Raw genomic sequence first — 25975 nt, 5'->3', positions numbered from 1 at the left:
GGATGCTCGACCACGAATCACCCCTGCATGCCCAGGCCCGTCAGGCGACCGCGTATCCGCTGACCGCGGCGCAGCGCGCCATCCGGCTGTTGCAGCAGTTGGCCGGTGCCACGCCGCTGTCGAACGCGCTGTACGTGGAACTCGCGGGTGAACTCGACGCCGCGCAGCTGATCGCGTCGTTCCAGCGGGCGCTCGACGAGTTCGAGGTCAGCCGCATGCGGCTGGTCGAGGTGGACGGTGAGCCGAGGCAGGTGGTGGACGAGGTCGCCAACAGCTCGGTCCGGTATCTGGACTACGCCTCGGCCACGGATCCGGTTGCCGCGGCGTTGGATTGGATGCACAGCGACTACCGCACGCCCATCGATCTCGGTCACGGGCCGGTGGTGCTCGGGGCGCTGGTGCGGGTCGCCGAGCGGCGGTGGTTGTGGTACCTGCGCGCGCACCACATCGTGCTGGACGGTATCGCCGCGCTGAACATCCTCACGCGCAGCGCACGGCTCTACACCGCCGCGATCGAGGGCACAGAGCCTGGGGCGCAGACGATTCGGCGGCTGGGCGAGATCGTCGCGGCGGACGAGCAGTACCGTGCCTCCCAACGCTTCGACGACGATCGGGTGTTCTGGTCGAAGTATGTGGCCGAGTTGCCCGAGCCGGTCACCCTCGGCGATCGGGTGGCACTCGCCGAGGCGCATCCGCTCGCGGTGAGCGCCGTGCTGTCCACCGGTACCGACGATGCGCTGCGCGCCGCGGTCGAGACGCGCTCGGTCGGCCCGGCGGTGTTGGTCCTCGCCGCGTTCGGCTTGTATCTGGCGCGCATGACCGGCGCCGACGACGTGGTGCTGAGTTTGCCGGTGTCCGCACGGGTCACGGCGTCCATGAGCCGGTCCGGCGGGATGACCGCGAACGTCGTGCCGTTCCGGATCACCGTGACTCCCGGCCTGAGCATAGGGGCACTGCTCGCGGAGACACAGCGCACCCTGATGGACGTGCTGCGCGCGCAACGGTATCGGCACGAGGACATGCTGCAGGACTCGGAATCGGTTGCCGCCCGCCATCTTCCGCAGGCGGCCGGGCCGATGGTCGACCTGATGATCCTGGACACGAAGATCGTCCTGGGCGAGATCACCGGCCGGTTGCAGGTTTTGAGCCCCGGTTTGATCTCCGATCTGTCGGTGAACGTCTACCCGGCGGTCGGTGGCGAAAGCACCAGGGTCGACTTCTTCGCCAACCCCGGCGTGTACAGCTGCGAGCAGGTCGCCACCCATCACCGGCGCTTCCTGAGCTTCCTCGACGGCTTCTTGGCGAGCGTGCTCGCCGATCCCGAGATCGCGGTGCGCTCGGTAAGTGTGCTCGACGCCGCGGAGCTCCGGTTGGTGCGAGAATCGTCTGCCGGTGGCGCGGCGGGGGAGCAGATCACCCTGCCGCACATGCTGTCCCGGGCGGCGGCCGCGCATCCGTCGCGGATCGCCGTCCGAGCTGCGGCGCGCACTTGGACGTATCGCGAGCTCGACGAATGGTCGAATCGGTGCGCCCGGGCGTTGATCGCCTGTGGTGCCGGTCCGGAAACCACCGTGGCGGTGGCGGTTACCCGCTCGGCGGCATGGGTGCGGACGGTGTGGGCGGTCGCCAAGTCCGGTGCCGCGTTCGTGGCGCTCGATCCGGCCCATCCCCGCGAGCGGAACCGGTTCATTCTGGCCGACTGCGGCGTCACGATCCTGATGGTCAGCAGTGAAACCGACTCGGAAACAGGCGGATTGGCCGGGCACGGAATCCGGGTGATCGATATCGACCGGCTCGAACGGGGGCAGTTCGATGCGACCCCGATCGCCGAGACCGGTCGTCGCGCTCCGGTGCGGCTCGAGAACACCGCCTATATCGTGTACACCTCGGGCTCGACGGGCACGCCGAAAGGCGTGGCCGTCACCCACGCCGGGTTGTCCGGGGTTTCGGACACACTCGGCGCGCAGTATCGGCTCGACGCCGAATCGCGGGTATTGGCAGTTGCGGCACGCACTTTCGACGCGGCTGTGTTCGAGCTGCTGGCGGTCGTGTCGGTCGGGGCGGCGCTGGTCGTGGCTCCGGTCGACGCTTTCGCCGGTGCGGCCTTGACGGAGTTGATGTGTGCCGATGATGTGACTCATGCCTGTTTGACTCCAGCTGTCGCCGCCACACTCGATGCGCGGCGGCTCGACGGCCTGCACGTGCTCATGGTCGCGGGTGAGCCCTGCCCACCCGCGCTGGTGCGGCAGTGGTCGGCGAGCGATGTCGCCGGTAGGCGAAGCCTGTACAACCTGTATGGGCCGAGCGAGACCACGATCTGGGTCACCAGTGCGGCCTTGTGCCCGAATGACGAGGTGTCCCTGGGGTCGCCGATACCCGGGATCCGGGTGGCGGTGCTGGACAAGTGGCTGCGCCCCACGCCGTTCGGTGTGGCAGGGGAGTTGTATGTCGCCGGCCCCGGCGTGGCTCGTGGCTACCTCGGACGGGTCGGCCTGACCGCCGCCGCCTTCGTAGCCGATCCGCACGGCCCGGCGGGTGCGCGGATGTACCGCACCGGCGACCTGGTGCGCTGGGAACGGCGCGGGGCCGGCGGTGCCACACTGTTTTTCGTCGGCCGTACCGATACCCAGATCAAGATTCGAGGCCAGCGCCTCGAACTCGGGGAGATCGAAGCCGCGCTGACCGGATTGGACGAGGTGCGGCAGGCCATCGTCACCACCGTCGGCGGAAATCCCGGCGGGACCGAAACCGCGAGTGTGGCAGCCTATCTCACCGCTGCGCCGGGCCATGTCATCGATCCGGACACGGTCCGGCAGGCGATAGCGCGCCGGCTGCCCGCGTACATGATCCCCGAAACCCTCACGGTGCTCGACGAATTGCCGATGACCTCGAGCGGAAAGGTGGACCGTCGGGCGTTGCCCGCGCCGCGCCGGCCGATGACGGCCTACCGTGCGCCGGCCTCGCCCCTCGAAGAGATCGCCGCCGTGGCCTTCGCCGAGGCGCTCGGCGTGGACCGGGTCGGGGTCGATGACGACTTCTTCGCCCTCGGCGGGCACTCGATCTCGGCGACCCGGGTGGCGGCGCAGCTGACCGAGGTGACCGGCCGGGCGATCGGTGTGCGCGACATATTCGACGCGCCCACCGCGGTCGGTGTCGCGCGATTGCTGAGCGAACGCGAGGCCGGTGCGGGGCCGGTGCGGCCGAAGCTCGCCGTCCGGGCGCGGCCCGCGCGAATTCCGTTGTCGTTCGCGCAGTCGCGCATGTGGTTCATCAACCGATTCGAACCCCAGTCGCCGACCTACAACGTGCCACTGGTCTTCCGTCTGATCGGCTCGCTGGACACCGCGGCATTGACCGCGGCGCTCGGCGCGGTGGTCGCGCGCCACGAAGCGCTGCGGACGCGCTACCCCGACTTCGGCGGAGTGCCGTATCAGGAGGTGCTGTCGAACGCGGCGGCGGTACCGGAACTCGAGGTGGCCGCCGTAGCTCCGGCACGGTGGCGCGAGGTGGTGGCGGAGCGGGTTCGCCGCGGGTTCGACCTGCGCGTGGATCTGCCGTTGCGGGCGACGGTGCTGCGGTGCGGCCCCGCCGAGCACGTCATGGTGCTGGTGCTGCATCACATCGCTGCGGACGGTCTGTCGATGGCCCCGCTGGTACTGGACTTGTCCACGGCCTACGCGGCACTGCGCGCGGGACGCGTACCGGAGTGGGCCCCGCTGCCGGTGCAGTACCCGGATTATGCCCTGTGGCAGCACGAGCTGCTGCGCGCCGAGTCGACGGTCGAGAGTGTGCTGACGGCGCAATGTCGTTATTGGGAAACAGAATTGGCGGGGGCGCCGCAACCGCTGTCGCTGCCCGCCGACCGGCCGCGCCCACCCGTGCTGAGCAACCGCGGTGACGTAGTCGAATTCGTCATCGACGCCCCCTTGCGTGAGGAGCTGTACCGGCTCGCGCGGGAACATCGGGTCAGCGCGTCGATGGTCTTGCAGGCGGCGCTGGCGGTGTTGCTATCGCGGCTCGGTGCGGGTGCGGACGTCTCGATCGGCAGCCCGGTCGCCGGGCGCACCGATGCCGCGCTGCGGGACCTGGTCGGGTTCTTCGTCAACACCTGGGTGTTGCGGGTGGATCTGTCCGGCGATCCGTGTTTCGAGCAGGTGCTCGACCAGGTGCGTCGTAAAGCCCTGTCCGCCTACGAGAATCAGGACGCGCCGTTCGAGCGGCTGGTGGAACTGCTCAACCCCGTGCGGTCGACGGCCTATCACCCGCTGTTCCAGGTATCGCTCGAGGTGCAGAACGACGCCTTGCCCGCACTCGAACTGCCGGACCTGGCCGCCGAATTCGTGGCCTTCGGTACCGGCAGCGCCAAGAACGATCTGCATGTCGAGCTGATCGAGCGATCCGGGACGGCGGGTGCGCCCGCGGTGCTGGCGGGTCGGATCGAATACGCCACCGACCTTTTCGACCGCGGCACGGTGACCGGTATCGCCGAGCGTTTCCTGCGTGTCCTGCGGGCGGTGAGCGCGGATCCGACGACAGCGATCACCGATATCGACCTGCTGGCCGCTGCCGAACGCGAACAACTACTGGCGCAGTGGAACTCGCGCGAGGGCTCCGCGGCGACGGAAACCACGATCGTGGCGGCGTTTCGGGCACGCGTCGCGGCCGCACCGGCCGCGATCGCGCTGCGCTACGGCGACGCGGAGCTGACCTATGCGGAATTGGCTACGCGGGTGGACATTTCGGCGCGCGTACTGGCCGAGCGGGGAGTGCGCCGGGGTTCGGTGGTGGCGGTCGCGGTACCGCGCTCGATCGAACTGGTGACGTCGGTGTTGGCCGTGGTGTGCGCCGGTGGTGTGTACCTGCCGATCGATCCCGAGTATCCGGCAGACCGGCTCGAGTTCATCTTCGACGATGCCGATCCGGTGCTCGTGCTCACGACGGGCGCCGTGGCGGCCGGCCTGCCGGTGGGGGAGCGGACGGTGCTGTATGTGGATGATGTGGCAGCTGTTGCGCCGCGCGCGCTGCCGGATCTGTCGCCGGACGATGGCGCGTACGTGATCTACACGTCGGGTTCCACGGGTCGGCCGAAGGGGGTGGTGGTCGAACACCGGGGTGTGGTGAACATGGCGACGTACGGGTGGCCCGGCGGTCCGGGTAGCCGGGTCCTGTTGCACTCCTCGATGGCGTTCGACGCGTCGGCCTATGAGCTGTGGCCCGCGCTGCTGGCGGGGTCGGCGCTCGTCATCGCCCCGCCCGGCCGTTCGGATATCGCGGAACTGAGCCGGACCGTGACTCGCCACGATGTGACCGAACTGTATGTGACGACACCACTGTTCGAGCTGCTGGCGAGCGCGGGGCCGGAAACGGAACTCGGTCGGGTGGGCCGGGTGGTCACGGCCGGTGACGCGCTGCGGCCCAGCGCAGTCGCCCGGTTCCGGGACCGCTGGCCCGGCGTCGCCGTCGTCAATGCCTATGGGCCGACCGAGAACACCGTGTGCGTCTCGACCTACGAGGTCACCGATTCCCCGGAGTGGGTGGGTGGGGGCAGCGTCCCGATCGGCGTGCCCGTCGGGAATATGCGCGTGTTCGTGCTGGATTCGCGGCTGCGGCCGGTACCGGTAGGCGTCGCGGGCGAATTGTATGTGGCCGGAGTACAAGTGGCGCGCGGCTATCGGAACCGGGCGGGCTTGACCGCAGAGCGGTTCTGCGCCTGTCCGTTCGGGTCCGGTGCGCGCATGTACCGGACCGGTGACGTGGTGCGGTGGACGCGTGCGGGCGTGCTGGAATTCGTCACCCGCGCCGACGACCAGGTCAAGGTGCGCGGGTACCGGATCGAACCCGGCGAGGTCGAGAACACGCTGACCGCGCACTCCGCAGTGTCGCAGTCGGTGGTGATCGCGCGCGAGATCGGCACGGCGAGTGCGGATTCGGCGGGCGTGGACAAGCGGCTCATCGGGTACGTCGTGCTCGATCGAACTGCCGGAGCGCGCTCGGAGACCGTCGGCGCCGACGAGCTGCGGCGCTTCGTCGCGGATCGGCTGCCGGAGTACCTGGTCCCCGCCGCGATCGTCGTGCTGGACCGACTGCCGTTGACGCCCAACGGGAAGGTGGATCGACGCGCGTTGCCCGCGCCGGTCTTCGCCGTTGCGGCACACCGCCCCCCGTCGACGCCGACCGAAGAGCACATTGTCGCCGCCTTCGCCGAGGTGCTCGGCATCGACCGGATCGGGGTCGACGACGACTTCTTCGCGCTGGGTGGGCACTCGTTGTCGGCGATGCGGGTGGCCGCGCGCCTGACCGCGGTACTGGGGATCGAGGTGGGTGTCCGGGACGTGTTCGAGGCCCCCGCTCCGGCTCACCTGGCGCAGGCGCTCGCCGCACGGTGCGCTGCCACCGGTCCGGCGCGTCCGGCACTGGCGGCCCGGCCGCGGCCGGAGCGAATGCCGTTGTCCTACGCCCAGTCCCGGCTGTGGTTCATCAACCGGTTCGAACCGGACTCACCGGCGTACAACATCCCGATGGTCCTGCGTCTGCGCGGGCCACTGGATCAGGACGCGCTGGCTGCGGCGTTGACGGACGTGGTGACCCGGCACGAGAGCCTGCGCACGGTCTTCCCGGACGAGGACGGGGTGCCGTTCCAGCAGGTCCTGCCGGTCGAACTCGCCGTGACACACATTGAGACGAGTACGCCGGAGCCGGGCGAACTCGAGCAGACCGTGACGCGTCTCGTGCGGCGTGGCTTCGACGTCGCTACCTCGACCCCCTTGCGAGTATCGCTGTTGCGCAATGGTTTCGACGACCACATTCTGGTGCTGGTACTGCACCATATCGCCGCGGACGGCTGGTCGATCGCACCGTTCGTGCGGGACTTGACGACCGCGTACACCGCTCGCAGGCAGGGGCGGGCGCCGGAGTGGGCACCCCTGCCGGTGCAGTACGCGGACTTCACGCTGTGGCAGCGTGCGGCGTTGGGCGACGAGTCCGATCCGGACAGCGTGCTGGCGACCCAGTTCCATTATTGGGAGCGCGAACTGGCGGATGTTCCGCAGCCGATCACGCTGCCGGCCGACCGCCCGCGCCCGCCGATCGCCACCAATCGTGGCGACGTACTCGAATTCGCCTTCGATACCGCGCTGTGCGAGCGGCTGTACCAGTTCGCCCACGAGCGCCAGGTCACGGTGTCGATGCTGCTGCAGACGACGCTCGCGGTGCTGCTGTCGCAGGTCGGTGCGGGCGAGGACATCTGCATCGGCGGCCCGGTAGCCGGGCGCACGCACGCGGCGACGCACGATCTGATCGGCTTCTTCGTCAACACCTGGGTGCTGCGGGTGGATCTGTCCGGCGACCCCGCCTTCGCGCAGGTACTCGACCAGGTCCGCCGAAAGGCCTTGACCGCCTACGAGAATCAGGACGCGCCCTTCGAGCGGCTGGTCGAGCTGCTGCAGCCGACGCGCTCGCCGGCGTATCACTCACTGTTCCAGGTGTCTTTCGCGTTGCAGAACAACCTCTTGCCCGAGCTGCGGCTGCCCGAGTTGGCCGTCGAGATCGTGCCGGCGATCACCGGTACCGCGAAGTTCGACCTGCACGTCGACGTGGTCGAACGGATGAATTCCGTGGACATCGCCGCCGTTGCGTCGTTGTCGGGCCGGATCGAGTACGCCACTGATCTGTTCGATCGCACCACCGTGGCCGACCTCGCCGCGCGCTACCTGCGCCTGTTGCATACCGTTACCGCCGATCCCGGGATGCGCCTGGGACAGCTGGATATCCTCGCGCCCGCGGAACGTGAGCAGGTGCTGCGGGTCTGGAACGACACCGCGGCGCCATTGCCCGCGGCGGTATCGCTGCCGAGCCTGTTCGCTCGACACGTCGCGACCGCGCCGGAGGCGGTGGCTGTCGCGCACGGCGACGGCGACCTCACCTATCGCGAATTGGCCGTGCGGGTAGACGATTTGGCGCGGATGCTGGCCGCCCGGGGTGTCCGGCGTGGGTCGGTGGTGGCCGTGGCGTTGCCGCGGTCGGTGGATCTGGTGACCGCGGTACTGGCCGTGGTGGTGGCCGGGGGCGCGTATCTGCCCATCGATGTCGAGTATCCGCGTGATCGGCTCGAGTTCATCTTCGACGACGCCGATCCGGTGCTCGTGCTGACGACCGTTGCCGGGGCGGCCGTGCTGCCGTTGCGTGGGCGCGCGTCGTTGTGCGTGGACGATGTGGGCGAGGCATTCGGGGCCACGCCCGCGCTGCCTTCGTTGTCGGCCGGCGACGCTGCGTACGTGATCTACACGTCGGGCTCGACGGGGCGGCCGAAGGGCGTGGTGGTCGAGCATGGGGCCGTCATGAACATGGCGCTGTACGGATGGCCCGGCGGTCCGGGCGAGCGGGTGCTGCTGCACTCGTCGATGGCGTTCGACGCGTCGGCGTACGAGTTGTGGCCCGCGTTGCTGGCCGGGTCGGCGATCGTCATCGCGCCGCCCGACCGGCTCGATCTCACCGTGTTGCTGCGCACGGTCAACCGCCTCCGCGTCACGACGATATTCGTGACGACGGCCCTGTTCGAGTTGCTCGCGACCGCGGGGGCCGAACTCGACGCCGGTCCGGTGCGTCAGGTCGTGACGGGTGGCGACGCGCTGAGTTCGGCTGCGGTAGCGCAATTTCGGGTGCGCTGGCCGGGCGTCGACATCGCCAACGCGTACGGGCCGACCGAGAACACGGTGTGTGTATCGACCCATGAGATCCGTGCCACGCACGACTGGACCGCCGATGCGCGGGTACCGATCGGCGCTCCGGTGCCGAATGTGCGGGTGTTCATTCTCGATTCGCGACTGCGTCCGGTCCCGGTCGGTGTGGCGGGCGAATTGTACGTCGCCGGAACGCAATTGGCGCGTGGGTATGCGGGACGGCTCGGGTTGACCGCGCAGCGGTTCGTGGCCTGCCCGTTCGGTGTCGCCGAGCGGATGTACCGCACCGGCGATGTGGTGCGGTGGACCCGCCGCGGGGTGCTCGAATTCGCGGGCCGCGCCGACGACCAGGTCAAGGTGCGCGGATACCGGATCGAACCCGGCGAGGTCGAGGCGGCCTTGGTGGCGCACCCGGCGGTCGCGCGCGCCGTGGTCGTCGCGCGCGATATCGCCTCTGCCCCAGCCGCGGACACGGTCGACAAACAGCTCGTCGCCTATGTCGTGCTCGACCGCGAAACGGCGGTTTCCGACAACGACGACCGGGCCACCGAGCTGATCGATCATTGGCGACAGGTCTACGACAACCTGTACGCAGGCAAGGAAAGCTACCTCGACACCGCGGACGCGGTGGCCGAGCCGATGGCGTTGGACGCGGATTTCGGCGGCTGGAACAGCAGCTACACCGGGCAGCCGATTCCCGTGGCGCAGATGCGGGAATGGCGGGACGCGGTCGTGGCCCGGATTCTCGGCTTGCGACCGGTGCGGGTGCTGGAGATCGGCGTCGGGTCGGGTTTGCTGATGTCGCGGTTGGCGGCACAGTGCGAGGAATACTGGTGCACCGACTTCTCGGCGGCGACCATCGGCAATCTCCGCGCGCGGTTGGCCGAATCGGCGGTCGACTGGGCGGATCGGGTGCGCTTGCGGGTGCAGTCCGCCGACGACGTCGCGGACCTGCCGATGGACCGGTTCGACGTCGTGGTGGTGAATTCGGTAGCGCAGTACTTCCCGAACGCCGCGTACCTGATCGACGTGATCGAAAAGGCCATGGGTTTGCTGGTGCCCGGTGGTGCACTGTTCCTCGGCGATATCCGCAACCTGACGCTGCTGCGGCAATTCGCGACCGGCACCCAGCTGGCCCGTAGCGATGCCGCGGACACGGTGGCGGCCGTGCGCGAGCGAGCGCGGCGCGCGTTGCTGGCCGAGCAGGAATTGCTGGTGGCCCCCGAGTTCTTCCGCGCATTGCGGGACCGGATCGCCGCGGTGGCCGCGGTGGATATCGAATTGAAGTACGCACCGGTCGACAACGAGCTGACGCGATATCGCTACGACGTGGTCCTGCACAAATCCCCGGCGCAGGTGCGGTCGGTCGCCGCGGTGCCGCAGCGCGACTGGTCCGACTTCGGTGATCTGGCGGCGTTGCGCGCGCATCTGGTGGCCGAGCGTCCCGAGAGTCTGCGACTCGTCGGCATACCGCAAGCCGGTACCGCGGTGGACGACGCGATCACGCGCGTCCTCGACCGCGCGGCCGAGCACGAGCTGATCGCCGATCTGGACCTGGACAGCACCGCCACTGGTGTGCTGCCGCACGAGATCCGCACGCTCGCCGCGGAATTGGGCTTCACCGCGGCCGTCACCTGGGCGCCGGTGGCCGGCCGGATGGATGCGGTGCTGACACACGGTGCCGACGAGGCCACGGTGTTCGACGAGATCTATTCGAGCACCGAGCCGTTGGCCACGTTGGGTACCTACGTCAACGATCCGGGGATCACCGACCTGGTGGCCGAGATCCGGGAGTTCAGCGCGGATCGCCTGCCCGAGTTCATGGTGCCCGCGGCCATCGTGGTACTGGACGAGTTCCCGCTGACACCCAACGGCAAGGTGGATCGCCGTGCGCTGCCCGCGCCGCAGCTGGCCACCTCGGCCTATCGCGCGCCCGCGACACCGGACGAGGAGATTGTCGTCGCGGTCTTCGCGGAGGTGCTCGGCGCCGACCGGGTCGGTGCCGACGACGACTTCTTCGCGCTGGGCGGGCATTCGCTCTCGGCGACGCGCGTCGCGGCCCGCGTGGCGGCGGCGACGGGCCTGACGGTCGAGGTGCGCGACGTGTTCGACGCGCCGACCGCGGCCCGGTTGGCCGGCGTACTGGCCGCCCGTTGCGCCGACGCCACCGCGCAGCGGGGCCCGGCGTTGGTGCCGCAGGACCGGCCTGTCCGAATACCGTTGTCGTTCGCGCAGTCTCGGATGTGGTTCATCAACCGATTCGAACCGGATTCACCCGCGTACAACGTCGCGATGGTGTTGCGGCTGCGCGGGCAGCTGGACGCCGCGGCATTGTCGGCCGCGGTCGGTGATCTGGTGGCCCGGCACGAGAGCCTGCGCACGGTGTTCCCCGACGAACAGGGCATACCGTGCCAGCACATTCTGCCGTTCGACGGTGTCGCGGGATTGCCCACGGAGACAATTGATTCGCAGGGTCTGTCCGAGCGCATCACGAGCATCGTGCGCCAGGGCTTCGACGTCTCCGCGCGACCGCCGTGGCGAATCACGCTGCTGCGCCGTACGTCCGACGATCACACGCTGGTCGTGGTGCTGCATCACATCATCGCCGACGGGTGGTCGATCGCACCGCTGGTGCGCGACCTGTCGATGGCGTACACCGCGCGTCGCGCCGGGCGGACTCCCGAATACCCGCCATTGCCGGTGCAGTACGCCGACTACACGCTGTGGCAACGCGCGTCGCTCGGTGCGGAGTCCGACCCGGACAGCCTGGCCGCACGGCAACTCGCCTACTGGACAGCGCATTTGGCCGAGTTGCCCGAGCGGTTGGAGTTGCCTGCCGATCGGCCGCGGCCGATGGTGGCTTCGCAACGCGGCGGTAGCTATTCGTGCACCCTGGACGCCGCGACGGTAGCCGGATTGGCGGCGGTGGCGCGAGCCCATCAGGTGACGGTGTTCATGGTGGTGCACGCCGCGCTGGCAGTGCTGCTGGCGCGCCTGACGGGCAGCACCGACGTGGCGGTGGGGACGCCGATCGCGGGCCGCGGCGCGTCCGCATTGGACGGTTTGGTCGGCATGTTCGTCAACACCCTCGTCCTGCGTACCCGGGTCGATCAGGCGGGTTCGTTCACCGACCTGCTCGACCAGTGCCGGCAGGTGGACTTGGATGCGTTCGCGCACGCCGACATCCCGTTCGAGCGCGTCGTCGAGGCCCTCGACCCACCCCGCAGCCGAGCTCATCACCCGTTGTTCCAGGTGATGCTGGCCTTCCAGAACCTCGACCTGGACCCGGCCCTGGCGCGCTTGCCCGGGCTCGACGTCGAGCCCCTGTCGAGTCTCGATATCGGGGTCGAACGTTTCGATCTCACCGTCACGGTGGCCGACTTCCCGTCCGGCCCGACCGGTGACGCCGAGGGCGGTGTGCCGATCACCATCGGCTACGCGCTGGACCTGTTCGATCACTCGACCATCGCCGCCTTCGCGCGTCGCTTCCAGCGCACCATGCGTGCGGTGGCGGCTGATCCGACGGCCGATCTGCGTGCCCTGGACCTGCTCGCGGCCGACGAGCGAATGCTGTTGCGCCAGTGGTCCGATGGCGGTGCCTGCGCTGCGTCGGACACGTTGCCCGGTGTGCTCGCGCGCGCCGCGACGGAATTTCCGACGCGACCGGCGGTCGTGGACGCGGTACGGGAATGGACGTACCGGGATCTCGATGATTGGTCGAACCGGTGCGCGCGGGCGCTGATCGAGCACGGTGCCGGTCCGGAAACCGTGGTGGCCATCGCGATCCCGCGATCGGCGGACTGGATGCGCGCGGTGTGGGCGGTCGTGCGAACGGGCGCCGCCTTCGTCTCGCTCGATCCGGCGCAGCCGCGGGAGCGCAATCGCGGCATCCTGGCCGACTGTGCGGCGGTAATGGTGCTCACAAGTGGTGAAAGTGCCGCGGCGACAACCGGGGATCGGGAGCTGCCCGGAACCCCCGTGCTCGACCTGGACCGGTTGGATCTCTCGGCGCAACCTGCCACCCCGATCCGGGACGCGGATCGGGTCGCCGCGGTGCGACCGGACAACACCGCCTATGTCGTCTACACCTCGGGTTCGACGGGCACCCCCAAAGGCGTTGCGGTCACCCACGCGGGGTTGTCCGCGATCGTGGCGGCTACGCATCGGGACCATCGGATGACGACCGACTCCCGGGTAATGGCCGTCGCCGCGCGCACTTTCGACGCGGCGATCTTCGAGCTACTGCTCGCGATACCGGTCGGCGCTGCGTTGGTCATCGCACCCGACGACGTCGTCGCAGGGCCACCGTTGGCCGCATTGCTGCGCGCGCAACGCATCACCCACTGCTTCCTGTCGCCGATGGTCGCGCTCTCGATCGAGGCGGCCGGGCTGGACGATCTTCGAGTCCTGTTGACCGGGGCCGAAGCCTGCCCGCCCGCGCTGGTGCAACGCTGGTCGCGCACCGATGCCGCGGGCATCCGCAGCGTGCACAACCTGTACGGGCCCAGTGAGGCCACGGTGTGGGTGGCCGGTGCGGAATTGACTGCCGGTGATCAGGTTTCGGTAGGCGGTCCGATTCCAGGGTTCCGGGTGGCGGTTCTCGATGCCTGGCTGAACCCGGTGCCCCCGGGCGTCGTCGGCGAGCTGTACGTCGCCGGACCCGGTGTCGCCCGTGGATATCTCGACCGGGTCGGCGCGACATCGGCCGCGTTCGTGGCGGATCCCTTCGGCCCGACCGGATCGCGGATGTACCGCACCGGAGATCTGGTGCGGTGGTTGCCGAATGGCGCCGACGACGGGGTCTTGGTCGTGGTCGGTCGCGCCGACAATCAGGTCAAGCTCCGCGGTCAGCGGCTGGAACTGGGCGAAATCGAAACCGTGCTGGCCGGATTCGACGAAGTCGAACGTGCCGTGGTCACCCAGATCGAGCACGGTGGCACCGCGCGGCTGGCCGCTTACGTCACCCCCGCGACAGGGCAGCTGCCTGATCCGACCGTTCTGCGCGCGGCCGCGGCGCAGAAACTCCCGTCGTACATGGTCCCCGACGTCGTCACCGTGCTTGCCGAACTGCCGCTGACCGCGAGCGGGAAGGTCGATCGGCGCGCATTGCCGGAACCACGTTGGGCCATCACGACCTACCGGGCCCCCGCGACCGCTGCCGAAGAGATCGTGGCCGCGGTCTTCGCGCAAGTCCTCGGCGTGCAGCGGGTGGGCGCCGACGACGACTTCTTCGCCCTCGGCGGCGACAGCATCGTCTCGATCCAACTCGTAGCACGGGCGAAGGACCGCGGGGTGGTGTTCACCCCCAAGCAGGTCTTCGAGGCCCGCACGGTGGCCGCGCTGGCGCGGGTGGCCGCAGCCGTCGAGCCCGCCGCGACACTCGCCGAGTTGCCCGGCGGCGGCCTCGGTGAGCTGCCGCTGACTCCGATCGTCCGGTGGATGGTGGAACACGGCGATTTCCGGCGGTTCAACCAGACCCTGGTACTCACCGCACCGGCCGGACTGGACCGTGCCGGGCTGGTGGCGATCGTGACGGCGGTGCTCGACCGGCACGACATGTTGCGAGCCCGGCTGTGGCACGACGGGCGGGACTGGCGGCTCGAGGCTCGGCCGAGCGGGTCGGTGGACGTGGCGTCGCTGGTGCATCCGATCGTCATCCCGGACAGCGACGCGCAGCGCCGCGATCAGCACGTGCAACGTGCGGTGCAGTCCGCGCTCTCGCGGCTGGACCCGGCCAATGGTGTTGTGCTACAAGTAATTTGGGTTACGACGACAGATGTGGCGCAGCCCGGACAGCTGATCGTCGTCGCCCATCACCTCGTGGTCGACGGCGTTTCCTGGCGCATCCTGCTGCCGGACCTGATGTCGGCGTGGCAGCAGTACCGTGCCGGTACCACAGTGTCGATGCCGCCGGTGGGCACGTCGATGCGGCGTTGGTCCCATGGTTTGGCCGAGGCGGCGCGTTCGTCGCAGCGGGTTGCGGAACTGCCGCTGTGGCAACGGATCGTCGACGGTCCGGACCCGCTGCTCGGATCCGGGGCGGTCGAACCCGCAGGCGCGGTGCGCGTTCGGCGAGTGCAGGTCGCCTCCGATATCACCGAGGCGTTGCTGACCCGGGTGCCCGCCGCCTTCCACGGCGACGTCCAGGACGCGCTGGTCGCCGCACTGGCACTGGCCGTGACGCGCTGGCGGGCCGGTCGGGGCGGGTCCGAGCCGTCGACCCTGCTGCGGTTGGAGGGCCACGGCCGCGAAGAACAGGTGGTCGCGGGCGCGGATCTGACCGCGACGGTCGGTTGGTTCACGACCGTCTATCCGGTCCGGATCGATCTGGCGGGAATCGATCTCGAAGCGGCCTATGCCGGCGGGCCCGCCATCGAGACGGCGGTCAAGAGCACCAAAGAGCAGCTGCGCGCGGTCCCGGACCACGGCATCGGCTACGGGCTGCTGCGCTATCTCAACCCGGAAACCGTGGGGGCACTGCCTGCCGAGCTGCCGGCGCAGCTCGCCTTCAACTACCTCGGTCAGCTGTCGCCGAACGGATCCGCCAGCGGGACAGGGGCTGCCGAGTTCGCCGTCACCGACGAACTCGGTGCTCCGCTCGCCGACGCGGATCTGCACGCCATGTCGACGGCGACCGTCGACATCACGGCGGTCGTCACCGAGGGCCGATTGTCGGCCACCTTCGGTTACCGCGAGGCCGTGCTCGATGCTGCGGAAGTCGATGCGCTGGCCCACTTGTGGGTCGAAGCTCTGCATGCCGTCGTCGCCCGGCTGGACCGGCCGCACGCCGGTGGGCACACACCGTCGGATTTCCCGCTGATGCGGGTGACCCAATCCGATATCGCGGCCTGGGAGGCGCGGTACCCGAGCTTGGTCGATGTATGGCCGTTGTCGCCGTTGCAGACCGGCCTGCTGTTCCATGCGCAGCTGGCCGAGTCGGCGATCGACGTGTATGCGGTCCAGCTCGCGATCACCCTGTCCGGACACGTCGACGCGGCACGACTGCGCCACGCGGCCGGGTTCCTGCTGCGGCAGTATCCGAATCTCCGGGTGGCCTTCGGCACCGACACCGCCGGTGCGGGCGTGCAACTCGTCCTCGGCGACGTGCCGGTGCCGTGGCGCGAGGTCGACCTGCGCGCGATGACAGGCGCGGCGGCGGAGTCCGCCCTGGCGGCAGTGCTCGACAGGGACAAGGCCGAGCCGTTCGATCTCGGGAACGCGCCGCTGCTGCGCTGCACCCTGGTCGCGCTGGCCGGCGATCGGTACACGCTGTTGCTCTCGTACCATCACGTGCTGTTCGACGGTTGGTCGATGCCGACGCTGCTGCGCACTCTGCTGGCGGTCTACGCGGAGCCGGGCGCGGCCGTGCGCGCGGAACCGGCCGGTGTGTATCGCTCCTACCTCGACTGGCTGGGTCGCCAGGATCGGCAAGCCTCGCTGCAGGTCTGGCGAGACGCGCTCGACGGCGCCGACGCGACGCTGCTCGCCCCGCGCACCGCCGCGCAGGATACGGCGACGCGAATGGGCTCCGTCCCAGTGGAATTGGACGACCAGAGCACCGCACAGCTGCTGGCCGCGGCGTCGTCCGCCGGGGTCACGGTGAACACCGTGTTCCAGGTGGCGTGGGCGATCGTGCTGGGCTGCCTGGCCGGTCGCGCCGACGTCGTGTTCGGCACGACGGTATCCGGGCGGCCCGCGGAGCTGCCCGGCATCGAGTCCGCAGTCGGCTTGTTCATCAACACCGTTCCCGTGCGGGTCCGCAACTACCCGGGCGAACCCTTTGCTTCACTGTTGCAGCGGGTGCAGGCGGAGCAGTCGGAGCTGCTGGGGCACCATCAGGTCGGCCTGACCGATATCCATGCGGCACTGGGGGTCTCGGCGCTGTTCGACACGGTCCTGGTGTTCGAGTCCTATCCCGTCGACGAGGCCGCGCTCGCGGCACAGGCCGCGGCGATCGACGGCATGCGCGTCGAGGAGTTGCGGTCGAACGACGCCGCGCACTATCCGCTCGCGCTGGTGGTGGTCAAGGGGCAGCCGTTCCGGGCGCAATTGCAGTACCGTCCCGGTGTTTTCGAGCAGGCGCAGGTGCAGGCCTGTGCCGACCGGCTCGCGCACGTGCTGGCCGCGATCACGGCCGACACCTCGGTCTCGGCGGCGTCGATCGAGCTGTTGACCCCGGCCGAGCAGGCTCGGCTGGTGCCGGTGCGCGGCCGTCCGGCGGAGCCGGCGCGGGTGTTGGCGGACCTGCTCGGTGCGGGCGCCGCGATCGATCCCGCCGCACCGGCGGTGGTATCGGATACGACGTTGCTGAGTTTCGGTGCGTTGGACAGCCGTTCGAACCAGTTGGCACGGTTGCTGATCGGACACGGTCTCGGGCCGGGCGACGCCGTCGCGCTGGCGATGCCGCGAGGGATCGAATTCCTGGTCGGACTGTGGGCCGTGACCAAGGCCGGTGCGGCCTTCGTCCCGATCGATCCGCGCCATCCATCGGACCGGGTGGCGGGCATGACCGCCGATGCCGATGTGCGCCTTGCACTGTCGGTGACGAGCACGGTGGGCACGGTGCCGGAGACACTCGATCGGGTGCTCCTCGACGCGCCGGACCTGTCTGCGCGCCTTGCCGAATTCTCCACGACCGCCGTGACCGACGCGGACCGGGTCCGCCCGCTCCGGTCCGGTCACGCCGCCTACGTGATCTACACTTCCGGGTCCACGGGCACGCCGAAAGGCGTTGTGGTCACCCACGATGGCTTGGCGAACTTCACCGCCGAGCAGCGCGCGCGGTACCGGGTGGACACGAATGCGCGCGTGTTGGCGGTCTCGGCGCCAGGTTTCGACGCGGTCATGATGGAACTGCTGATGGCACATCCGAACGGGGCCGCGCTCGTGGTGTCGCCACCGGACGTCTTCGGCGGCGCGCAGCTCGCGGAAATCATCGCCCGGCATCGGGTTTCGCATGCCTTCGTGACGACCAGCGTGCTGGCGACCATGTCGCCGGGCGGGTTGGCGTCGCTGCGGGTACTGGTCACCGGTGGTGAACGAGTGCCGGCGGAACTGGTCTCGAGCTGGGCGCCGGACCGGCAGCTGTACATCGCGTACGGACCGACCGAGACGGTCATCGTCACAACGATCAGCGAGCCGATGGCCCCCGATGCGCCGGTGACGCTCGGCCGGCCGATCCGTGGTGTCGAGGCGGTCGTGCTGGACTCGTTGTTGCGGCCGGTGCCGGTGGGCGTGCGCGGGGAGCTGTACCTCGGCGGTGTCCAACAGGCGAGGGGATATCTGAACCGGTCGGCGCTGACGGCCGCGTCCTTCGTCGCGAATCCGTTCGATCGCAAGGGGTCTCGCCTGTACCGGACCGGCGACCTGGTCTGCTGGACCGCGCAGGGCGACCTGGAATTCCTCGGACGCAACGACTTCCAGGTCAAGGTGCGTGGGCAGCGGATCGAGCTGGGCGAGATCGAAGCCGTGCTCGCGGCGCAGCCGGGCGTGCACCGAGCCGTCGTGGTGCATCGCGCCGAATCCGACCGGCTCATCGGCTATCTCGTCGGTACCGAGCTCGAGCCGGACCGAGTGCTGGCCGCCGCCGGAGAACGGTTGCCCGCGCACATGGTGCCGGACGCGTGTGTGGTGCTGACCGAGCTGCCGCTCACGGTGAGCGGCAAACTGGATCGTGCGGCTCTGCCGGAGCCGGAGCAGGTCATCCGGGCGTACCGTGCGCCGGCGACCCCGACCGAACAACTGGTGGCGGACGTGTTCGCCGAGCTGCTCGGCGTGGACCGGGTGGGTGCGGACGACGACTTCTTCGCGCTCGGTGGGCATTCGCTGTCGGCGATGCGCGTGACGTCGCGCTTGTCCGCGACGGCCGCTGTCCGGATCGGTGTGCGCGAGGTGTTCGAGGCGCCGACGCCCGCGCGGCTGGCGCGGGTGCTGGATGCCGCGGCCCGTGGTGCGGCGCAGCCGGCTCTCGTTGCCCGGGCACGACCCGACCGGGTGCCGCTGTCGTTCGCGCAGCTGCGGATGTGGTTCATCAACCGATTCCAAGGCGCGGCAGCGGGATACACCATCCCGCTGGTGCTGCGGCTGACCGGCGATCTGGACACGGCGGCCCTGGCCGCGGCGCTCGCCGATGTGCTGGAGCGGCACGAGAGCCTGCGCACGGTGTACCCGGACGACGAAGGGACGCCGTTCCAGCGAGTGTTGCCCGCCGAAGCGGCGGCAGTGCCCGTCGAAGTGCGGCCGGTGGATTCGGCCCAGCTCGCCACTGCGATGGCCGAAGCCGTTCGCCAGGGGTTCGACCTGTCATCCGAGCTGCCGTTGCGGGTCACGTTGCTGGACTGCGGTTCCGGTGAGTACGTGCTGGCGCTGGCGATCCATCACATCGCCGCCGACGGGTGGTCGATCGCGCCGCTGGCGCGCGACCTGTCCACCGCCTATGCGGCGCGACGAGCCGGGCGGGCACCCGAGTGGGGTCCGTTGCCGGTCCAGTACGCGGACTACACCCTCTGGCAGCGCGAGATGCTGGGTTCGGAGACCGACCCCGAGTCTGCGATGGCGCGCCAGCTCGCCTATTGGACAACGCATTTGGCCGGTGTGCCGGAACGGCTGGAGCTGCCCGCCGATCGGCCGCGACCGATGGTGGCTGCGCAAGCAGGCGGCAGCTATTCGTTCGCGCTGGACGCCGAACTGTTCGCCCGGATCGGCGAACTGGCGCAGGCCCAGGAGACGACGGTGTTCATGGTGTGCCATGCGGCGCTGGCGCTGTTGCTGTCGCGATTGTCCGGCGCCGACGACATCGCGGTCGGTACGCCGATCGCGGGGCGCGGCGCGGCCGCGCTGGACGACGTGGTCGGCATGTTCGTCAACACGCTGGTGCTGCGGACGCGGATCGTCGAGGCCGACTCGTTCGCGGACCTGCTCGATCACGTGCGGCAGGTGGATCTCGACGCGTTCGCCAATGCGGACATTCCGTTCGAACGCGTGGTGGAGGCCGTCGACCTGCCCAGGTCTCAGGCCCACCATCCGCTGTTCCAAGTAATGCTCGCGTTCCAGAATCTCGACCTGGATCCGACGTCCGTGCAGTTGCCGGGTATCGCGGTCACTCCCGTGCACCTCGAAGCCGGAGTCGAACGGTTCGATCTGTCCATCACCGTCGCCGACATTCCGGACGTGAACGGTGCGGTCCCGATCACCGTCGGTTATGCGACGGACCTGTTCGACCGGTCGACGGTCGCGGACATGGCGCGGCGGCTGGAGTCGATCCTGCGTGCGGTCGTCGCCGATCCGACGCGCGTGCTGCGTGAGTTGGCCGTGCTCGAGGTACGGGAACGGGAGTCGTTGCGGGAGTGGGGCGATGGCGGACCCGGACCGGTCGCGCGGACGCTGGACGAGATGCTGGCGGGGGTGGCCGCCGAATTCCCCGATCACCTCGCGGTCGTGGACGCGCGCGATCGCCTGACGTATCGGGAACTGGATCGGTGGTCGAACCGCTGCGCACGGGCACTGATCGACCAGGGCGCCGGTCCGGAAACAGTGGTGGCGCTCGCGATCGCGCGCTCAGCGGCCTGGGTGCGGGCGGTGTGGGCGGTCGTGAAGACCGGTGCTGCCTTCGTGTCCATCGACCCCGCGCAACTGTGGGAGCGCAACCGTTTCGTCCTCGACGACGTCGCCGCGACCGTTGTGCTCGTCGACGGGGAATCCGCCGGTGCCGCAGCCGGATCGGCTATCGCGGAATTGCGTGGGGCCGGCATCGCGGTGCTCGATCCGGAGCGGCTCGCTCTCGGTGGGTACCGCGACGCACCGTTGACCGACCACGACCGGCGCGCTGCGGTGCGGCCCGGCAACAACGCCTATGTCGTATACACCTCGGGGACGACCGGTACGCCGAAGGGCGTCGCCGTCACCCACGCCGGTCTCGCCGCCGTCGCGGCCGCGCAGCGCCTGCGGTTCGATCTCAGCCCGGACTCGCGGGTATTGGCCGTGTCCGCCCGCACGTTCGATGCGGCGGTCTTCGAGTTGATGTCCGTGGTCTCGGTCGGCGCGACCCTGGTCGTTGCCGCGGGTGACGTCTTCGCCGGCGACTCGCTCACGGAATTGATCGACGCCGAAGGTGTCACGCATGCGTGCCTGACGCCGGCTGTGGCCGCCACGTTGGCAGCCGAGCGGCTCAACGGTTTACGGGTACTGATGGTGGCCGGCGAAGCGTGTCCGCCCGCACTGGTGCGGCAGTGGTCCGGTACCGACGACGCCGGTGTTCGTGCGCTGCACAACCTGTACGGCCCGAGCGAGGCCACGATCTGGGTCACCGCCGCCGAATTGCGTGCGGGCGAACCGGTGTCGTTGGGCGGGCCGATCACCGGCACCCAGGTCATGGTGTTGGACAGGTACCTGCGTCCGGTGCCGCCAGGTGTCGTGGGGGAGTTGTACACGGCCGGACCAGGTGTCGCGCGCGGGTATCTCGAGCGGAGGGGCTCGACCGCGGCGTCGTTCGTCGCAGACCCCTTCGGGCCGCCCGGATCGCGGATGTACCGCACGGGCGACTTGGTGCGGTGGGCGCGGTCGGGCGGGCAGCGGGCGTTGATGTTCGCCGGCCGCTCCGATCGTCAGGTCAAGATCCGGGCGCAGCGGCTCGAACTCGGCGAAATCGAAAGCGTGCTGGCCGGATTGGCCGAGGTGCGGCATGCGGTGGTCGTGCCGCATACCGCCGAAGACAACGCTGTCGATGCGCCGAGCGGCGCAGTGCGCTTGGCCGCCTATGTCACCGCGGCGCCCGGGCACGTGCTCGATCCCGAAGCGGTCCGGCGGTCGGTCGCGCAGCGGTTGCCGTCGTACATGGTGCCCGACTCCGTCGCGGTACTGGACGAACTGCCACTGACCTCGACCGGCAAGCTGGATCGGCGCGCGCTGCCTGCCCCGGACCGGTCGGCCGTGCCGTATCGGGCCGCCGCCACGCCGTTCGAGGAACTCGTGATCGCGGTGTACGCCGAGGTGTTGGGCATCGATCGGGTCGGTGCCGACGACGACTTCTTCGCGCTGGGCGGACACTCGTTGTCGGCGACCCGGGTGGCGGCGCGGGTGAGCGCGGTGGCGGGCACCGAGGTGAGCGTGCGGGACGTGTTCGATACCCCGACCGTCACCGGTCTGGCTCGGATACTCGGTGCGCGCTCGACCGGTGCCGCGGACCCGGCCCGGCCCCGGTTGCTGGTGCGCGCACGGCCCGAGTATCTGCCGTTGTCGTTCGCGCAGTGGCGGATGTGGTTCCTCAACCGGCTCGAACCGGACTCACCGGCCTACAACATTCCGCTCGTGCTGCGCTTGACCGGTGCGCTGGATGTCCCGGCGATGATCGCCGCCCTCGGTGATCTCGTCGCCCGCCACGAAACCTTGCGCACGGTCTTCCCGGACCGGGACGGGAATCCGTACCAGCGGATCGTGCCGGTGGCCGAGGCCGTGCTGCCGGTCGAGGTGCGGACCGTCGAGCCGGCCGAACTCGAGAATGCCGTGTTGCCGCTGGTGCGGGAAGGTTTCGAGCTGTCGAGTGCGTTCCCGTTGCGGGTTACCTTGCTGGACAGCGGTTTCGAGGAGTACGTGCTCGTGCTCGTGCTGCATCACATCGCGGCGGACGGTTGGTCCCTGGCGCCGTTGGCACAGGATCTGTCGCTGGCGTACGCGGCGCGGCGGGCGGGCCGGGAACCGGCGTGGGCGGGCCCGCTGCCGGTGCAATACGCGGATTACACACTGTGGCAGCGGGAAATGCTGGGAGCGGAGTCCGACCCGGCGAGCGTCTCGGGCCGCCAGCTCGCGTATTGGACCGAGCAGCTGGCGGGCTTGCCGGATCGGCTGGAGCTGCCCGCCGACCGGCCCCGGCCCGCCGCGGCCACGCACCGCGGTGGCACGTATTCGTTTGCGGTGGCGGCGGATACGGTGGCCGGCCTGCACCGGGTCGCACGTGCGCGGCACTCGACGACCTTCATGGTGGTGCACGCGGCTCTGGCGGCATTGCTGGCGCGGTTGTCGGGCAGCGGCGATATCGCGATCGGTACGCCGATCGCGGGACGGGGTGCCGCCGCATTGGACGGCTTGGTCGGCATGTTCGTCAACACGCTGGTGCTGCGCACTCAGGTCGATGCGTCCGCCTCGTTCGGTGATCTGCTGGATCAGTGCCGCCGCGTCGATCTCGCGGCGTTCGCACACGCGGACATCCCCTTCGAGCGAGTCGTGGAGGCCGTCGATCCGCCACGGTCGCAGTCGCACCATCCGTTGTTCCAGGTGATGCTGGCGTCCCAGCACCTCGACCTCGAACTGACCGGCGCGCAACTGCCGGGGCTCCGATGCACGCCGATGGATCTCGGTGCCGAGGTCGAACGTTTCGACCTCACCGTCACCGTGTCCGATACCCCGGACGCGGACGGCGGCCTGCTGATCGGGATGAGCTATGCCCGAGACCTTTTCGATCAGCCGACGATTGCCGCACTGGGGCGGCGCTTCGGGCGCATCATCGACGCGGTGGTCGCCGATCCCGCGGTGCGGGTGCGCGAGCTCGAGGTGCTCGACGCGAGTGAGCGAAAGGTGCTGTCGGCGTGGGGTGCCGGTGGACCGGGGCCCGAACCGATCACCTTGGCCGAGATCCTCGGTCGAGCCGCCGTCGAGCACGCGGATCGGCTCGCGGTCATCGACGCCGGGGTCGAGTGGACCTACCGCGAGCTGGACGACTGGTCGAACCGATGTGCGCGGGTCCTGATCGATGCGGGAGCGGGCCCGGAAACCGTGGTCGCGCTGGTGGTTCCGCGTTCGGCGGCGTGGTTCCGCACGGTATGGGCCGTCGCCAAGACCGGTGCTGCGTTCGTATCGATCGATCCCGCGCATCCGGCCGAACGCAATCGGGTCATCCTCGCCGATTGTGCAGCCGCGATCGTTCTCGGTGGCAGTGAAAACATCGCGCAAGCAACAGGTTCCACTGCGGATGCGGTCGAGTGGGGCACTGCTGACGCGCGGCTGATCGACCTGGACCGGCTCGACGTGTCCCGGTGCAGTGCCGCGCCGGTCACCGATCTCGACCGGGGCGCGTCGGTTCGGCCGGTCAATACTGCCTACATCGTTTACACCTCTGGTTCGACCGGCACCCCGAAGGGCGTGGCCGTAACCCATATGGGCCTGGCGGCCGTCGCGACGGTCCAGGGCTCGAGGTTCCAGGTCGACGCAGCGTCGCGGGTATTGGCTGTTGCCGCACGCACTTTCGACGCGGCGATGCTGGAAATGCTGCTGGCCGTGCCGGCCGGTGCCGCATTGGTAGTGGCTCCCGCCGATGCCTTCGCGGGAGACCCGCTGGCGCAGCTGATGCGGGCCGGCCGCGTTACGCACGCGTTCCTGTCGCCCGCGGTCGGCCTCTCGGTCGATCCGGGCGGGCTCGACGACCTGCGGGTGCTGCTGACCGGTGCCGAAGCCTGTCCGCCGGAGTTGGTGCGGCGGTGGTCGGGTACGGATGCCGCCGGGGTCCGTGCGGTGTTCAACCTGTACGGGCCGACCGAGGCGACCATCTGGGTCGCGGGCGCGCAGCTGGCGGTCGGTGCTCCGGTGTCGCTGGGCGGCCCGATTCCCGGCGTGCGGTTGACGGTGCTGGATTCGTCGCTGCGGCCGGTGCCGCCGGGTGCGGTCGGTGAGTTGTACGCGGCCGGTCCCGGTGTGGCACGCGGATATCTGAACCGGGCGGGGTTGTCCGCGTCATCGTTCGTGGCCGATCCGTTCGGGGCGGCGGGTTCGCTGATGTACCGGACCGGAGATCTGGTGCGGTGGCAGGCCGTCGGTGCGGACGATGCGGTGTTGCTGTTCGTGGGTCGCGCCGACGGTCAGGTCAAGATTCGGGGTCAGCGCCTCGAGCTCGGCGAAATCGAAGCGGCGCTGGCCGGATCGGACGAGGTACGGCACGCGGTGGTCACCGTTCACGCCGGTGACAGCGGCGATGTCCGCTTGGCGGCCTATGTCGTCGTCGCGGATCGGCGCGAGGTCGACGCGGTGAGGATCCGGCAGGCGGCGGCGCAGCGATTGCCGTCGTACATGGTCCCCGACACCGTGACCGTGCTGGATGCCTTGCCGCTCACCGGGAATGGGAAGGTGGACCGGCGTGCCCTGCCCGCACCGGAGTTCGTGGTCGCGCCGTATCGAGCCCCTGCGACCCCGCTCGAGGAGATCGTGGTCGCGGTGTTCGCCGAGGTGCTCGGCGCGGCGCGGGTGGGTGCCGACGACGACTTCTTCACCCTGGGCGGCACCTCGGTGGTCGCCATGCAGTTGGTGGCCCGCCTGCGTTCGCGCACCGGGACCGCCGTGCCGTATCGACTGATCTTCGCGGACTCGACACCTGCTTCCCTCGCGCGGTATCTGGCGCAACCGCAGTCGGAGTTGGGCGTCTCGCTCGGCGTGCTGACGCCGCTGCGGTCGGCAGGGCGTGCCACCCCGTTGTTCTGCGTCCATCCGGGCGGCGGACTCGCGTGGGTGTACGGCGCACTCGCCGGGCATCTGGATGCGGACCGACCCGTGTACGGCTTGCAGGATCCCTATATCGTCGAGGACGGTGCGCGTCTGGAATCAGTGGAGGCGTACGCCGAGCGTTACGTCGACGAGCTGTTGAAGTCGTTCCCGGACACCACGTTCCATCTGCTCGGGTGGTCGCTGGGCGGAAAGATCGCGCACGCCATGGCGGCTCGGCTGCAACAGCTGGGTCACCCGGTCGGCCTGCTCGCCCTCGTGGATACCGGTATCGCGGAGAACCTCGAGCTGTCACCCGCGTCCGAGCCCGATGACGTGCAGGGCCGCCGGGCATTGACCGAATTCCTGCGTGGCTGGCGCGATTTCCTCGGCATGACCGATGAGCAGCAGATCGACGATCCCGAAAAGCTGTTCCCGCTACTCGCGCAGCGACTCAGCAGCGAAGGCATCCTGACCACGCAACAGGTGCAGCGGGTAACGGAGAGCTTCATGGCTCCGGTGCCGCATACACCCGGGTCTTTCGACGGCGACGCCGTGCTCTTCGTCGCCGCCCGCGAGTCATACCGCGACCAGATCGCGCAAACCTGGCGCGGGCACATCACCGGGCCCATTCAGGAGATACCGATCGACGAGTGGCACACGGGAATGATGAACCCGCGAGCCGCCGGCGCGATCGGCCCGATCCTGAACGAACTGCTCCGAGCAAAGGAGTCGTGACAGCAACCTCGCGGCCCCTAGAACTCACTGCTCCCGAGGGGCGAACCCGGGCTGTTACCGTCCGAGCGGACGACGACGGACGCCACGGGGGTTGTGAA

At 69.4% G+C, this 25975-nt stretch carries 1 protein-coding gene; it reads left to right on the top strand.

Annotated elements, in window-relative coordinates:
- Positions 1-2 precede the first annotated feature (2 nt).
- Positions 3-25877: a non-ribosomal peptide synthase/polyketide synthase gene (locus tag NVU01S_RS03855; RefSeq protein WP_043664931.1), complete on the top strand. Its 25875-nt coding sequence runs from the start codon at positions 3-5 to the stop codon at positions 25875-25877.
- Positions 25878-25975 lie beyond the last annotated feature (98 nt).

The organism is Nocardia vulneris (assembly GCF_001613425.1).
GTDB classification, from domain to species: Bacteria; Actinomycetota; Actinomycetes; order Mycobacteriales; family Mycobacteriaceae; genus Nocardia; species Nocardia vulneris.
Note: the sequence above shows the minus strand (reverse complement) of the source record. Positions and strands in the feature narration are given on the sequence as shown.